This is a genomic window from Levilactobacillus yiduensis, assembly GCF_024718525.1.
Lineage (GTDB): Bacteria > Bacillota > Bacilli > Lactobacillales > Lactobacillaceae > Levilactobacillus > Levilactobacillus yiduensis.
The window spans coordinates 150,628-166,095 of record NZ_JAMXAZ010000002.1; the positions used below are offsets into that span (position 1 = coordinate 150,628).

Consider the following 15,468-nt stretch of genomic DNA (forward strand, 5'->3'; position numbering starts at 1 on the left):
TTAGCCCTCCTATTCATGCAATCGAATCAAATTCCCCGTCGTCAACTGTTCAACGGTCGAATCTGCTGTTAAGAAAATAACCTGTAACGTTTGACTAATTTCTGCTAACAACGCATAAGCCGCCTGCCGCCGCTGGGCATCGAAGTTGACGAAGCCGTCGTCGATCACCAGGGGCATCTTGACCTGCTGGTTCATAACCACCGCAAAGGCCAGCTTGACTGCCAAGTCCAATTGTTCGGCGGTCCCCCGCGAAAGTTGGCCCACGTCGCGCCAGTCGCCATCGTGCCGTCGAACGCGTAACGTGGTCGCTGTCAGTTCAATTTCAGTATACCGGTTTTCCGTCAATTTGCCATAATAATTGCTGGCCTGGGCGACGATTTGGGGCAACCGGTCCCCCGAAGCCGCCGCCAAGGTCGCCGCGATCCACTGACTGGTCAGGCGTTTGACCAACCAATCCTGCGTCGTGGCCACCATTTGCGTCTCCAAGTTCGCCAGTTTTTGCCGTAACGTCGCCTGGGTTCCACTGGCCGTCAAATGGTCGAGTTGCCCCGCTAGCGTCGCCAGTTGCGTCGTCGTGTGGTCCAGCTGCTGTTGCGTAGCCGCTTGTTGCGCCTGTGCTTGGGTCAGCTGATCCGTCAGTGTCGCGTGATCGGCGACCTGCCGTAAGGCCGTTAAATTCGTGCCCAACTGTTCCGCCAAGGCCGTCCGTTGTTGCTGGCGGTTGGTCTGCTCTCGCTGCGTCTGGTAGCGCTGATAAAACGCCTCAACGCTGCGCAGATTGCGAGTACTAAGAAAGGTGGTGAGCTGCTGGCGCGCTTGATCGACGGCTGTTTGATCCGCCTGAAGACGCGCCGTGGTGCTCGCCAGGTCGCCCTCTTGGTGCCGCAGCGATTGCTTGAGCGTCTGTAGTTGTGCCAGTTGCGGCTGAATCGTCGCCAGGTCATCCCCGGCCACTGCCGGCAACGCCTGCGTCACGGCGGCCAGGTAGGTGGCGACGGTCTGTTGGGCCTTGGTCAACTGCTGTCCCGTAGTCTCTAACTGCTGGATCAGCCGCTCCCATTCGCCGATTGCCGCCTGGGCTGCCGACCACTGGGCCACCGGCAAATCACCCAAGCCACGGGCGGACGCGATGGCGTCTAACTGGTTGTTCAACTCATCGACCAGCTGGCCACCCTCTCGTAGCTGCGCCTGACTGTCGCGGATGTCTGCCGTCAACGTTTCCAATTCGCGGCTGGCGGGCGTACTGCTGTCCACCAGAAACACGCCATAATACCCAACGGCCACGCCGAACAGGGCCCCGACTAACTTGAACAGAGTACCGGGCAGAAACATCGACCCCACCAAGACGACCAGCCCAATTGCCAGCCAAACGATCTGCTTGTCGGCCAACGGATTCTTTTGCTGGCGACGCGTCGGCTGTTCACGCTGGAACCGCTCGTTCAGTTGATTCAATTGTTGTTGGAGGCGCCGGCGTTTCAGATTGGCCGCCGTCAAGCGTTCCTGTAAGGCGCTGACCTGTTGAGTCGTGGCCAACGAAAATGGTCGCGGCATTTGGCCCTGGGTGGCGTATTGGTGCTCCAACGCCGCCGCACGTGATTCTAGGTCACGCTGACTGGCCGCCAAACGCTGTTGGTCCTGGTCCGCCTGCGTAATGGCGGGCAGTTGGGCCAACAGAGGGTCGACCTGACTCGCCACTGGCAAGTAATCTTGGAATAACGGTGGTAGCTGAGATTCCTGTTGGAGCTGTTGGAGGTGTTGTTGATCCTGGGCCAACGTTTGGCCGCTCGCCGTGACCTGCCCACGTAGCTGTTCCAAGCGTGTCGCATCATCGGGAGTAAACCCACTGGCGGTGACCTGATCATCGGCTCCTAGCCGTTGCCACTCGGTATAGGTCGCCCACAACGCGGCTTGTTGCGTCAATTGTGCCGTGACGGCCCGCTGATGTGCCAGTGCCTGCTGCGTGGCTGCCTGGGTGTGGCGTAGCGTTTGCTGTTGCTGTAAGAGTTGCCAGTAGGTTTCGTAGGCAGCGTCCGCCTTAGCCAATTTGGCCGTGAGCTCGCGGTGTTCGCGCAGCTGCTGATTTAATTGTGGATTGCGCCCCTGCGGCTTGTATTGCGACTCGGCCGCTTGTTCCAGGTGATGAGCCTGTTGGAGCCAAAAGTCGCTCCCCACTGCGCCCACGTGACGTAGGCGGTCGATCAATTCTTGCTTGGAAGCCGAAAACACGGTCCCCAGCCGCGGTTCATTGATGGCGTAAACGCTCGCGAAGAGTTGGCCATCCACCGGCGCCAGGAGTCGTGCCAGATTGGCGGCCGGCAAGTCCAAGTCGTGACTGGTATCCCGCAACGTGACCTTGCCGCCGTGTGGCCCATCGGTGCGGCTGACCAAGTAATCGATTCCGGCTTGGGTAAACGCAATCTCCCCGCCAAACCGGCTGCCATCCAGTGGTTCATACCGCAAGGCGGGGTGCTTCTTGGTCGGGAAGCCAAAGAAGATGGCCGTGATGAATTGGGTCAGAGTCGATTTGCCCGCCTCATTGGCCCCCAATAAAAAGTTGAGACCAGCGGAGAGGTCAAACGTCCGATCGTGAAAATGGCCAAATCCATAGATCGTTAATCGGTTAAGATGCATCGTGGTCCTCCTCTCCCATGAGTTCGGCTAGCATTTGTTCGGCCTGTTGCTGTAGTTCTGCTGGTCTATTTTGATTGGCGAACCACGCCGCGAGGGCTGGTTCCTGTGCCAATTTGCCAAAGGTCGTCTGTAGATTTTCCGGTGTGAAAACCGTGTCGGCCCCCTGGTCCCAGTACTGTTGATCCAACTGCGGGGCGGCTAGTGGCTGGGCCGGGATTGCCGGTGTCAGTGCCACGAGGTAGCGTTGGGCCGCCTTCAACTGGCGGGCGTGGGTCCGCAGGTACAGCTGTAGCCACTCCCCTTGCCGTAAGCTGGCCAGGTCGCCAGGTGCTAACGCCAAATGAGTCACCGTCAACGCCGTGAGTGTTGGGGTTTCGGCCGGTTGGGCCGCCAACCAGGCTGTCAATTGCGTGCCCAATGCCGTGAGTGACGTAGTACCCTGGACATCCAACGTCGCCGTGGCCCACAGGATGGCCGCCGTGTCAAAGAACTGTGGGTGCAATTGCCCGTGATCACTGGTCACCAGGTAAGCGCCCTTCTCGCCGGTCTCGTTGATGGCACGTCCCTGCGTGTTGCCCGCGTACAGGATCGGTGGCTGCTGGTTGAGGACTTGCCGGTGATGAATGTGGCCGAGTGCCCAGTAGTCGTAGCGCTTGCTTAACAGGTCCGCCACGGTAAAGGGGGCATAGTGATCATCACTGCCTGTGGCCACGGCGCCGTGAAGCATGCCAATGTGCCAATCCGTGGCCGCGTGCACCGGAAAGTCCGGGAGCGGATCAGTCGGTACCCACCGTTGCGGGTAACTGAACCCGCTGATGGCCACGGTCTCACCGTCGCGCAAGGTCAGGGTCTTCGTCGTCACCGTGCTGCCCAGTACCGTCACGTTAGCTGGGTAAGCGACCGTTTGGTGCTGGTCAGCCAGGTAATCGTGATTGCCAAAGCTAACAATGACCGGAATCTGGGCCTGGTTCAGGCGGTCGAACTGCTGAAACAAGTAGGCCTGGGCCGTAACGCTTTGTTCCGCACGGTCAAAGAGGTCGCCAGCCAAGACTACGAAGTCCACCTGCTGGGCCAGTGCCTGGTCAAAGACCTGGGTCGCCGCCGTAAAGGTCGATTGGCGCACGCTGGCCAATAGATTGCTGGGTAGACCCGTCAGTCCCAGAAAAGGACTATCTAAATGCAAGTCTGCCGCGTGAATAAATTTCATGATAATCCCCCTCATCTTTTTAATAAAAAAAACGCCGGCGCACCGACCTCACCAAAATGAGTGGTTGCGCCGACGATCAACAAATCCTTAACCCGCGTAAATATCTTGAATGGGTTGCGTAATCGTTTTGTTTAATTGGTTTAACATAGAGTTGACCCCACGTTCTGCTTCCATCAAGTTCTTGATAGAATCGATCTTCCCGACTTGGTCGGCCACTTCACGGGCGTGCTTCATTTCGTCGTCCGTTAATTGTTGGCCAGACATCTGCTTTTGTTGCAGGTCCAATTGAATCTTTTGGAAGTCCTTAAACAACTTGTAGGTGTCGGTGTCAGCCTTCATTTCGTTGAATGCTGATTGCAGTGCTTGAAATTGTTCTGAATCTTTGAGTGCTTGGGTTACTTGTTCGCCCAATTCTGCCATTTTGTCGGCCATGTCATTTCCTCCTCAGTGGGTTTTGACGCCCATTTACAATACAAAGTCTATTGTACCATGTTAGGCGCTTTCATCCCACCCACATTTGGCTAATTCATGATGGAATTCCACCAGGACTTGACCGTGTTGGCCGCGTTGTTAAACGATTTGCCAGCATTGTCGATGCCTTTTTGTACGGAATCCCAGATATCGGTAGCGTCGGTGCCGCTATTGTTGTTGGCCGCCTTGGCAATGGTCGAGGCATCCTTGGTGTTGAACGCGGTACCCTTGGTATTGGGCAGGATGCCTTGCATTTCAGCTTGATACAGGGGACCTTCGCCAGTGCCACTGACGTTTTCCAAATGGTGCTTGCTGCTGGTGTTGTCAAAGCCTTCCCAGGTCGCCACCACCACGTCTGGCGTGTAACCGACGATCCATTTATCCCGGGTCGCATCGGAATCACCATCGGCTTCGGTACTCCCGGTCTTACCGGCAATCGTGTAGCCATACGGCTTGGCGCTGACCCCAGTTCCGTAGTTGAAGACGCCCATCATCATGCTGGTCATCTGCTTAGCGGTCTTGCTGGACATGACCTTGGTCGTCTTGGCCTTACTATCTGAGGTGTCAACGACCACGTTGCCCGACGCATCCACGATCTTACGAATGTAATGGGCTGAGGACATGGTCCCGTTGTTGGCAAACGCCGTGTAGGCCTGGGCCAGTTGTTGCGGCGAGACCCCAGTCTTCAATCCACCCAAAGCCAGAGCCAGGTTCTTATCCGACTTGGTCACGGGTAGGCCGAACTTCTTCACCGACTCGTACCCTTTGTCGACACCAATCTTGTTCAATAACCACACGGCCGGTGCGTTCTTACTTTGTGCCAACGCCTGGTACATCGGCACCTTGCCGCTGTACTGGTTGCCATAGTTGTTCGGTGAATAGTGATTGGTCCCGTAGGATTTCTTCTTATCCGTCAATTCGGAGTCATAGTAATAGCCATTTTCCAGTGCCGGCGTGTATACCGACAGTGGCTTGATGGTCGACCCCGGTTGTCGCTGCATCTGCGTTGCCCGGTTGTAGCCCCGGAAAACGTGCTTGCCCCGTCCACCGACGACGGCTTCTACGCCACCCGTGTCCGGATCGATCGCGATTGAGGCTGCCTGAACCTTGGTCCCGTCAGCCGCATTGGCCGGGAAGTAACTTGGGTTCTTAAACAGCGTCTGCATTTGCGTCTGGTTGGCCTGATCCAGGGTCGTGTAGATCTTGTACCCCTTGTTCATGATTTCGGATTCGGTCAACCCATACTTGCTGACGGCCTCGTTGATGACGGCATCAAAGAAGTACGGGTACTTATACGTGTTCTTGTAATTGTAGGCGTCGTTGGTCGTCATCGCGGTCGCCTGATACTGCTTGGCCTGACCACTGGAAATGGCGCCAGTCTCAGCCATCAAGTCCAAGACCACGTTACGGCGTGACCGCGACGCTTGGGGATGATCCACCGGATTGTAAGCACTCGGTGAGGTCAACATCCCCGCCAAGGTCGCCGATTCCGGAACGGTCAAATCAGCGGCGTCCTTGCCAAAGTACCGCTCGGCCGCATCCTGCACCCCCCAAACCCCGTTGCCGAAGTAGGCGTTGTTCAGGTACATGGACAAAATATCCTTCTTGCTGTAGACATTTTCGACTTCAATTGATAGGAACAACTCTTTAAATTTCCGCGTGAACGTTTGCTCTTGCGTCAGATACGCGTTCTTCACCAGTTGCTGGGTCAACGTACTGCCCCCACCACTGATGTAGTTTTTCCGCAACAGTTTATTCTTCGCGTACAGGAAAAACGCCCGCCCAAAACCTTTTACCGAGAAACCATATTCGTGGTAAAAATTCCGGTCTTCCGTGGAGATCACGGCACTTTGGACGTTGGGCGAAATCTTTCGTAACGCCACGTAGGTCCCTTTTTGCGAATACAGGGTCCCCGCCTTTTTATTACTACGGTCATAAATTTGCGTTGGGTTCTCCAGCGCGGCCTTCAAATCCCCCACGTTGGCGGTCTTCGCCATAAACGTCAGGTAACCACTCCCCACTAAGACGATGGTCAAGACAACCACGATCAACCAACGGGTCAGTTGGTATCGCCGCCAGAAGCGTTTGAAGTGGGCTTTGAAGCCTGACCAAAAATTCTGATTAGGTTCTTGGTTATTCATAGAAATAGCCTCTTCTTATCTCAATTGTATTAGACCTATTTTAGCATAGTCCAGCCGTCACACCACATTTCCACTGAATCTTTAATAACCCTTAACCGCGCGGCTACCCGAAAAAGCGGACCCAGTCGTTGATTACCGACCGCGTCCGCCACGTTCACGCTACCTATTAATGTACGATTTCCGGATTCATCTCACCGGCAATCTCATCGTGCAACTTTTCTGCCACCTCGGCACTGGGACTGATGATAAAGATCGTATCGTGTCCCGCTAAGGTCCCAGCAATCTCCGGCAAGTTCAAATCATCAAAGATGGCGGCCAGCAGATTGCCGTTACTCGGCAGCGTTTTCAAAATATTCACAAACTCGACCCGCGTTAATCCCGTCACGACTTCGTTAATGGTTTCTCGCAAGTGTTCTTCTTCACTGCGGTTGCCCGCCTTAAAGATGGTGTAGCGCAAGTGGCCGTGGCCATCCTGCGCCTTAACGATCTGCATTTCGCGAATATCACGGGAGATGGTGGCCTGAGTCGCTTGAATACCCACTTCTTCCAAATGTTCCATCAATTCTTCTTGCGTTCCAATCGGGTACTGATTAATGAGTTGCTCAATGCGCGCTTGGCGAATACTTTTTTTCATGGCGACGGCCCTCCCGCATAAAATTGCATTAAGTATAGCAAAGGATCCGGATTTAAGCCACATGCCTCTGCATATTTATAAAGCAAGTGTACCAAATATTCGTTTTGAACGCAAAGACCCTTGCCTCATTTTACCGAGATCAGGTAAGTCACCTAACGCAGCGGCTTACGCCTCACTGGCTGGGCCATCCGCGGGCGACATTTTTGGCGGCATCGCTTGTAGGCCTTGCCAGCCGATGTCGTGCCGGAATTGGAGTTGGCCCGTGGCCAGCTGTCCCAATTGCGCATAGGCCTGTTGTTGAGCCGCCACCAGGGTCGCGCCGTGGGCGATAACCATCATCACCCGCCCACCAGCGCTGACCAAGTGCTGCGGCGTGCCACTGACACTGGCGTAATCGGCCGTGGGTAACGTGGGAACCGCAACCCCTATTTGCGCGTGTTCGGGATAGCCCGGCGCCGCTAAGACCACTCCTAAGTAGGTGGCCGTCGTCTGCCAGGTCAACGTGGGTTGTTGGTGATGCAATAAGTCGACAATAACCTGGTAAAAATCCCCGCGCAATTGTGGCAACAGAATCTGTGTCTCCGGGTCGCCTAACCGCAAGTTGTACTCGATCACTTGAATTCCCTTGGACGTGAGAATACCGCCCACGTAGATGACGCCATTTAGCGTCAACCCATCTGCTTTAAGACCATTAATCGTGGGTAAGATAACCTGGTCAATCATCTGTTGGCGAATGACGGGCGTGATTTGTGGAACCGGCGAATAGGCCCCCATCCCCCCAGTATTCGGCCCCTTTTCGGCGTCGCGCAATCGCTTATGGTCTTGCGCGGTCGGCAACAGACAAAATTTATCGCCACCGACCAACACCATTTGGGAGAATTCAAAACCGCCCATGAAATCTTCAATCAGGACGGTATCCGTGATCGCAAATGCCGCGGTAATTGCCGTAGTAGCGGCCGTTTGCGTTTGTGCCACGGTGACCCCTTTGCCGGCCGCCAAGCCATCGACCTTGATCACCTGAGGGAGCGGGGCCTGTTGGCTATGGGTCAGCGCGGTTGTGGCGTCATGAAAAACGGCGTACCCCGCCGTGGGAATCTGGTGACGGTGCATGAACGCCTTCGCAAAGACCTTGGAGCTCTCCAACTGGGCCACTGCTTGATTGGCGCCAAATACGGGCAGGTCTTCGGCTTCGAAGTAGTCAACGATTCCCGCCGCTAACGGTGCTTCGGGGCCCACAAAGGTCAAGGCAATCGCCGCCTGGTGTACAAAGGCGACCAGCCCTGCGAAGTCCGTTTCCGCAATCGCCACGGTTTGGATACCTGACAAGGTCATTCCCGGGTTACCAGGGGCACAATAAACTGCCGTCACCTGTGGACTGGCCAGCATGGCCCGCCCAATGGCGTGTTCGCGTCCGCCACTACCTACAATCAAGACTTTTGCCATCATATCCCTACTTTCTTGTCATCGACTGGCGCTTAAATGCGCTGCTGTGCTAACAATTGCTGTAATGTGTCCGCGTAAAATTGATGTTCAACCGCGTGAATGCGCGGCGCTAACGTGTCATACGTATCCGTAGGTAAGATGGCGACCGTCCGCTGATCAATGACCTGCCCCGTATCAATCCCGGCATCCACAAAATGAATCGTGACGCCAGTGGTTGTTGCCCCAGCAGCCAAGGCATCCACAATGCTGTGCCGCCCAGGAAAATGGGGCAACAGTGCCGGATGCAAATTGACAATGTGGTGCGGGTAGGCAGCCAACAGCGTCGGGCCAATCAGGCGCATGTATCCCGCCAATAAGATGGCCGTGACTTGAGCCGCGCGGAGCTGCGTTAAGATGGCAGTCTCGGCACTAGCCTTATCGGGATACGCCTTAAAATCAACACAAAACACCGGCACCTGAACGGCCGCGGCACGTTGCAACACGGGTGCATCGGCGTGATCACAGACCAGTAAGACGATGCTGGCTGGTAACTGTCGGTCTTGGATGGCCTGCCACAACGCGGTGAAATTGGTCCCGTTACCCGACGCAAAGACGGCCAAGCGTTTAACCATGCGCGACCTCCTTGAAGACCACCGGCGTCGTCCCAGTCACTACCTGACCAACCTGATAGGCGGGCTGATCAACCGCAGCTAGTTGGTGCAACGTCGCGGCTAAATGTTCGGGATGCACCACTAGTACCATACCGAGGCCCAAGTTAAAGGTCTCCCGCAAGTCTTGTGGGGTTAGCTGCCCCAGCTGTCCGAGTAACGACATAATGGCTGGAACGGGCCAACTCCCGACCGTTAATTCCGCGCACAATCCTTTCGGTAGCGCACGGGCGACATTTTCAATCAGACCGCCGCCCGTAATGTGGGCGATGCTGGCCACGTGTTGTTGAGCCAATAGCGGTAGGACACTGTTGACGTAAATGCGCGTTGGCCGCAATAGTTCCTCTTGGAGTGAATGTCCCAGTTCAGGTAAGACGTCGGTCAGAGAAAAATCGTGCTGTTTAAACAGGATGTCTCGCACCAAGCTGAAACCGTTGGCGTGCAAGCCGTTCGACGGTAGGCCAATCAACACGTCGCCGGGACGAACATTGGCTGGCGTCAACAGGTCTCGCCGATTGGCAATGCCGACCGCAAATCCCGCCAAGTCATAATGGTCTTGCGCATACATGTCGGGCATTTCCGCAGTCTCGCCGCCAATCAATTGCGCACCCGCTTGGCGGCACCCACTGACCACGCCGGTCAAGATGGCTTGGACCCGGGCAGACTCAGTCTTACCAAGGCCCAAATAATCTAAGAAAAATAGCGGTTGCGCGCCCTGGGCCAGGACATCATTGACGCACATCGCCACTAAATCGACGCCAATCGTCGCGTGTTGGTGCGCCGCAATGGCCACCAACAACTTGGTCCCCACGCCATCGCTGCCCGCCACTAACACGGGGTCCGCTGTGAGATCCTGATTGGCTAGGGGAAACAGGCCGCCAAACGCGCCTAGCTGGTCATTACCACTTAATTGTTTTACGGTCTTTAAGGCGTCGTACCCGGCAGTCAGATCGACACCGGCTTTCTTATACGCGTCACTCATTACCCCACCTCTTTTCTTTCATGACTGTTGATTAGCTTGTGCCTCAGCATCATATTCTGCTTGATAATCGTAGAGCGGCGTTGGGTAATCGCCGTTAAAGTAAGCCATACACAACCCGCCATACGGCGCCGTTGTGGACAAGCCCACGGCATCAATGACCCCACGTTCGCTTAAAAAGGCCAAGGAGTCAGCCCCCAGCGTCCGCTGCATTTCACCAATGGTCTGCTGGGCCGCAATCAGTTCCTTAGTTGACTGGATATCAATTCCGTAGAAACAAGGATACCGCAATGGCGGCGAGGCAATCCGCAAATGTACCGCAGCGGCACCCGCGTCCTTCAAGAGCTTCACGATACGGCGACTAGTCGTTCCACGTACGATGGAATCATCGATCAAGACTACCCGTTTCCCCGCCACGACACCTTTCACCGCTGACAACTTCATGCGAACCCCCTGCTCACGCAAGGCTTGAGTCGGTTGGATAAACGTCCGCGCGGAATATTGGTTCTTGATTAACCCCATTTCGTAGGGTAATCCGCTGGCTTCCGCATATCCGGAAGCCGCCGAGAGTGAGGAATTGGGCACGCCGACGACAATATCGGCGTCTGCTGGCTGTTCGCTAGCCAATTGCCGGCCCATTTGCTTCCTGGCCGAATGGATATTGACCCCGTAAATATTCGAGTCTGGTCGGGCAAAATAAATGAATTCCATCGCACAGATGGCCAACTGCGTCTCGGTCGTATACCGGTCGATGTGCAAGCCTTGGTCGTTGATAGTGACCAGTTCACCCGGATGAACGTCCCGTAAGAACTCGGCTCCCACCGTATCCAGTGCACACGTTTCGCTACAGACGACGTAGCCACCAGTAGGTAGCTGACCGATCACTAGTGGTCGTAAACCATTGGGATCTAACGCCGCGTACAAGCTGTCATTCGTCAACAAGAGGTACGCAAAACCGCCGTGGACCTGGCGTAAGGCAACTTTTAGCTGTTCGTCCAGCGTCGATGCGGTACTCCGACGAATCAGGTGCATTAAGATCTCGCTATCCGAACTGGCGTGAAAGATGGCCCCGGTTGCTTCTAATTCTCGTCGTAGCGTCTGTGCATTGGTCAGATTGCCATTGTGTGCTAATGCAAACTGGGCATCACTGAAATTAAAGGCTAGTGGTTGAATATTTTCCAAGCCGTGATTACCGGCCGTGGCGTAACGCACGTGACCCACCGCGGCCGTCCCCGTCAGTCGTGCCAATCGGCGTGGATCCCGAAAGACATCAGCCAATAAGCCTAGACCCCGTTCTGATTGCAGGCTCCCGTAATCATTGGCCGTGATTCCGGCCCCCTCTTGACCGCGGTGTTGTAGCGCATGCAACCCAAAATATGTCAGGGTTGCCGCATTGGCCGCACCCCAAACACCAAAGACGCCACATTCTTCATTTAGTCCTTTGATTTCAGTAGGCACGGTATCGCCTCCTCCCATAGTTGCTTGGCTTCACTGACCCTAACTTGGACCAGCTGGTCGGTCGCTTGTACGTGCAAGTGATCATCCGCCGTCACCTGGCCCCAATACGTTGCGGCGGTACCCATGAGCGTCTCGAAAGCCGCCTGATTGGCTGGTGTAACGGAAACTACGAAGCGTGATTGTGTTTCCGCAAACAAGTGGGCAGTCGGCAAGTCGGCCGTTAACGTCACGCCGAGGGTATGGCCAAAGCACGACTCCGCAATGGCCGTGAGCAGGCCACCCTCGGATACATCGTGCGCACTGGCCACGAGTCCAGCTTGGATTGCCGCCAACAGAAGTTCCTGATGTTGTTTTTCGATAGTCAGTGAAAAATCAAACAGCGCACCACTGATTTCCCCCGTCAAAAGCTTCTGGAGTTCACTCCCATTAAAGTCGCCTTGCGTTGCCCCAATCACGTAGACCAGGTCCCCCGCTTGCTTAAAGTCTTGTGTTGTGATGTCTTGATGCCGGCGAATCAGGCCGACCATGCCAATCATTGGCGTGGGATAAATGGCCTGACCATTCGACTCATTGTTCAAGGACACATTGCCTGACACCACCGGCGTGTTCAACTTACGACAGGCCCGACTGATACCTTGTGCAGCTTCGTCCAGTTCATAAAATTGTTCGGGCTTTTCCGGATTGCCAAAATTCAAGCAGTCGGTGATTCCCAGTGGTTGCGCGCCCGACGCCACAATGTTTCGCGCCGCCTCGGCCACCGCCATTTCACCACCCACGCGGGGATTCAAGTAGAGGTAACGTCCATTCACGTCCGTCGTCAAAGCCAAGGCCTTATCCGTCTGACGAAGCCGAATCACGGCCGCATCCGAACCCGGTTGAACGACCGTATTGGTCTGCACCTGGGAATCATACGTCTGGTAGAGGGCGCGTTTAGACGCAATGGTCGGCTGTTGCAACAAGCGTTTCAGCGTCGCCTCCGCATCCGTTATCTGTGGTCGGAATTGCTCGCCGTCCTGGTCCGCTAACCGAGCAGGCTGGCGACTTTCCCGCTGATAAACGGGTGCATCCGTTGCCAACGCGTCGACGGGCACGTCCGCCACCAGTTCATGATGATGCCATAACCGATATTGATGACCAGTCGTCACGGTTCCGATGGCAACCGCGTCCAAGCCGTAACGGGCAAAAACAGCCGTGATTTCAGCTTCCGCGCCCGCCTTGACGCACAGGAGCATGCGTTCTTGCGACTCCGATAACATTAACTCAAAGGCTGACATCCCTGCTTCACGCTGGGGAACCAAATCCAAGTCTAATTCCAAGCCACTCCCGGCCTTAGAAGCCATTTCGGCTGAAGCGGACACCAGACCGGCGGCTCCCATATCCTGAATGCCGACTAGGACCTCGCGATGTTGGTGAATGACTTCCAAACACGCGTCCATCAGTAACTTTTCCATAAACGGATCGCCTACTTGGACTGCCGAACGCTGGCTTTCCCGGTCATCGCGGAACTCGACCGAGGCAAACGAGGCACCACTAATGCCGTCCCGACCAGTCTTAGCACCCACGTAAATGATGCGGTTCCCAACGCCGGTGGCTTGGCCCTTTTGCATATCGGCCTGATCCAAAATACCGACACACATGGCGTTGACCAGCGGATTATGCTGGTAACAAGCGTCAAAGCCGGTATCACCACCAACCGTGGGAATCCCGATACAGTTGCCGTAGCCGCCAATTCCTGCCACCACTTGTGAGACCAGATACTTGGTATGTGGTTCCGTCAGCTCGCCAAATCGCAGGCTATCTAAAATGGCGACGGGCTTGGCTCCCATGGAAAAGATATCCCGGATAATACCGCCCACACCGGTTGCGGCGCCCTCATAAGGCTCGATGGCTGAGGGATGGTTATGACTCTCCGCCTTAAAGACCACGGCTTGGCCATCCCCAATATCGATAATGCCAGCACCTTCGCCAGGACCCGCAATCACCTGGTCCCCTTGCGTCCAAAACTTTTTCAAGACAGGCTTGGAGTTCTTATACGAACAGTGTTCACTCCACATCCCCGAGAATAACCCGGCCTCGGTCTGCGTGGGCAAACGTTTGAGGACTTGATCACATAACCGCTGATATTCCGCGTCCGTCAGTCCCCATTCCCGGTACACACGACGCGATTGGACTTCTTCTGGTGTTAATGCGCTGGTCTTAAGCATGCGTTTCCTCCCGGTAATTTGCAATGAGTGAGTCAAATATCCCTAGTCCGTCGACGGACCCGAGTAGCTGTTCCACCGCCCGCTCAGGGTGCGGCATCATTCCCAACACGTTTCCTTGGCGATTCATAATTCCCGCAATATTCGCCATGCTACCGTTGGGATTGTCCTCGTATTCAAACACGATTTGGTGGTGGGCTCGTAGATCTGCCAAGGTCGCCTCATCACAATAATAGTTGCCCTCACCATGCGCGATGGGTAGCTGAATAGCTGGTTGGGCCGCATAAGCCGTGGTGAACTGCGTATGTGGATTGCGCACGACCAACCGACTGGATCGACAAATAAACTGTGATGACCGGTTGGCGCGCAACGCCCCGGGCAAAAGCCCCGCCTCCGTGAGAATCTGAAAGCCATTGCAAATTCCCAAAACCGGGTGGCCCGCGGTGGCAAAGGCCTTGACCGCCGTCATCACGGGCGCAAAGCGTGCAATGGCACCACTACGCAGGTAGTCGCCATACGAAAACCCACCTGGTAAGACCACCGCATCGTAGCCCGCCAAACTCGTGGCCGTCGCGGGAACCAGATCAGCGGGACAGTGACACACGTCGCGTAAAGCGTTGGTCATATCCTCGTCGCAATTGGACCCCGGGAAAACGATCACGGCAAATTTCATGCTGGTGTCCCCATTTCTGTGATTTCGTAATGGTACGTTTCCATATTGACGTTGGCCAGTAATCGGTCACACATTTCCGCTACCTGCTCTGCGATGGGCCGGTCGCTTTTGGTTACCCGCAACTCAAAATACTTCCCTAATTCAACGGATTCGACATTGCCGTACCCCAGACGTTGTAAGGCATCATTGATAGCCTCTCCCTTGGGATCTAAGATGGATTGCTTGTACGTGACGGTTACCTTAACGAGATACATGCGTGGCACTCCCTTCAATTGTTGCCAGGCGGTTCAAGACTTCTTGATATACCGGTGTCAATTCTCCCAAATCATGCCGAAAGACGTCCTTATCCAGTGAGCGGTGGGTCGCTTGATCGACCAGCCGACAACTATCTGGTGAAATCTCATCGGCCAACAGGACTTCCCCCGCCGCCGTTAAGCCAAATTCAAGCTTGAAATCAACCAGCTGAATGCCCATTTCTGCAAAAATCTCGCTTAGCCGCTGATTGACGCGTAAGGCCTGCCGCCGAACTTCCGCTAAGGTTGCCGGTGTGGCTAGTTTTAACGCGTGGATCTGTGAGTCATTGATGGCGGGATCGTCCAACTGGTCGCTCTTGTAAAAGAACTCCAAGACGGGCGGCGTCAACCGGGTCAAATGGGCCACGCCAAACTTGCGCTCAAAACTACCAGACGCGGCATTACGCACCACGACCTCCAACGGCAACATGGTCACTCGTCGGACCAATTGGACGTAATCGCTGGTTTGCGAGATAAAGTGGTTGGGAATCCCGTGCGCGGCGAGGTCCTGAAAGATCAGACTGGAAATACGATTGTTCAAGAGTCCCTTTTGGGCGATGGCCACTTTTCGTTTGCCATTCAGCGCTGTCGCCTGGTCCAAGTATTCGACCCACAACACATCGGGATCGTTGGTTGCATACATGGCCTTAGCCTTACCGGTGTAACATAACTCCCCTTTTTCAATCACGT

Annotated in this window: 13 protein-coding genes; all 13 read right to left on the reverse strand. The window is 55.2% G+C overall.

Annotated elements, in window-relative coordinates; genetic code table 11:
• Positions 1-9: 9 nt before the first annotated feature.
• Entirely contained in the window at positions 10-2,631 is a 2,622-nt protein-coding gene (locus NGM66_RS02215) for an ATP-binding protein (protein ID WP_208909338.1), read from the reverse strand.
• Positions 2,621-3,838: a metallophosphoesterase family protein gene (locus tag NGM66_RS02220; RefSeq protein WP_208909337.1), complete on the reverse strand. Its 1,218-nt coding sequence runs from the start codon at positions 3,836-3,838 to the stop codon at positions 2,621-2,623. The genes NGM66_RS02215 and NGM66_RS02220 overlap by 11 nt, the downstream gene beginning before the upstream one ends.
• A gap of 87 nt (positions 3,839-3,925) precedes the next feature.
• Positions 3,926-4,270: a YlbF family regulator gene (locus NGM66_RS02225; protein WP_208909336.1), complete on the reverse strand. Its 345-nt coding sequence runs from the start codon at positions 4,268-4,270 to the stop codon at positions 3,926-3,928.
• Positions 4,271-4,359: 89 nt separating this feature from the next.
• Positions 4,360-6,450 (reverse strand): PBP1A family penicillin-binding protein, encoded by a 2,091-nt coding sequence (locus NGM66_RS02230; protein ID WP_208909335.1) that lies wholly within the window; start codon positions 6,448-6,450, stop codon positions 4,360-4,362.
• Between the two features lie 166 nt (positions 6,451-6,616).
• Positions 6,617-7,084, reverse strand: coding sequence for an arginine repressor (locus tag NGM66_RS02235; RefSeq protein WP_125577493.1), 468 nt, complete (start codon positions 7,082-7,084; stop codon positions 6,617-6,619).
• A gap of 165 nt (positions 7,085-7,249) precedes the next feature.
• A complete protein-coding gene (gene purD / locus NGM66_RS02240) occupies positions 7,250-8,527 on the reverse strand; it encodes a phosphoribosylamine--glycine ligase (protein ID WP_208911016.1) in 1,278 nt (425 codons plus the stop codon).
• A gap of 32 nt (positions 8,528-8,559) precedes the next feature.
• Positions 8,560-9,138, reverse strand: a complete 579-nt coding sequence (purN, locus tag NGM66_RS02245; protein ID WP_208909334.1) for a phosphoribosylglycinamide formyltransferase — start codon at positions 9,136-9,138, stop codon at positions 8,560-8,562.
• A complete protein-coding gene (gene purM, locus NGM66_RS02250; protein WP_208909333.1) occupies positions 9,131-10,156 on the reverse strand; it encodes a phosphoribosylformylglycinamidine cyclo-ligase in 1,026 nt (341 codons plus the stop codon). Before purM ends, purN begins: the two co-directional genes overlap by 8 nt.
• An 18-nt stretch (positions 10,157-10,174) precedes the next feature.
• The gene (gene purF, locus NGM66_RS02255; RefSeq protein ID WP_208909332.1) at positions 10,175-11,611 is read right to left on the reverse strand and encodes an amidophosphoribosyltransferase; all 1,437 of its coding nucleotides are present in this window, start codon (positions 11,609-11,611) and stop codon (positions 10,175-10,177) included.
• On the reverse strand, positions 11,587-13,815 hold the full coding sequence (gene purL / locus NGM66_RS02260) for a phosphoribosylformylglycinamidine synthase subunit PurL (RefSeq protein WP_208909331.1): 2,229 nt from the start codon (positions 13,813-13,815) through the stop codon (positions 11,587-11,589). The genes purF and purL overlap by 25 nt, the downstream gene beginning before the upstream one ends.
• Positions 13,808-14,485, reverse strand: coding sequence for a phosphoribosylformylglycinamidine synthase subunit PurQ (gene purQ / locus NGM66_RS02265; protein WP_208909330.1), 678 nt, complete (start codon positions 14,483-14,485; stop codon positions 13,808-13,810). Before purQ ends, purL begins: the two co-directional genes overlap by 8 nt.
• Complete coding sequence (gene purS, locus NGM66_RS02270; RefSeq protein ID WP_208909329.1) at positions 14,482-14,739, reverse strand: phosphoribosylformylglycinamidine synthase subunit PurS; 258 nt, start codon at positions 14,737-14,739, stop codon at positions 14,482-14,484. The genes purQ and purS overlap by 4 nt, the downstream gene beginning before the upstream one ends.
• A complete protein-coding gene (gene purC / locus NGM66_RS02275) occupies positions 14,726-15,463 on the reverse strand; it encodes a phosphoribosylaminoimidazolesuccinocarboxamide synthase (RefSeq protein WP_209280019.1) in 738 nt (245 codons plus the stop codon). Before purC ends, purS begins: the two co-directional genes overlap by 14 nt.
• Positions 15,464-15,468 lie beyond the last annotated feature (5 nt).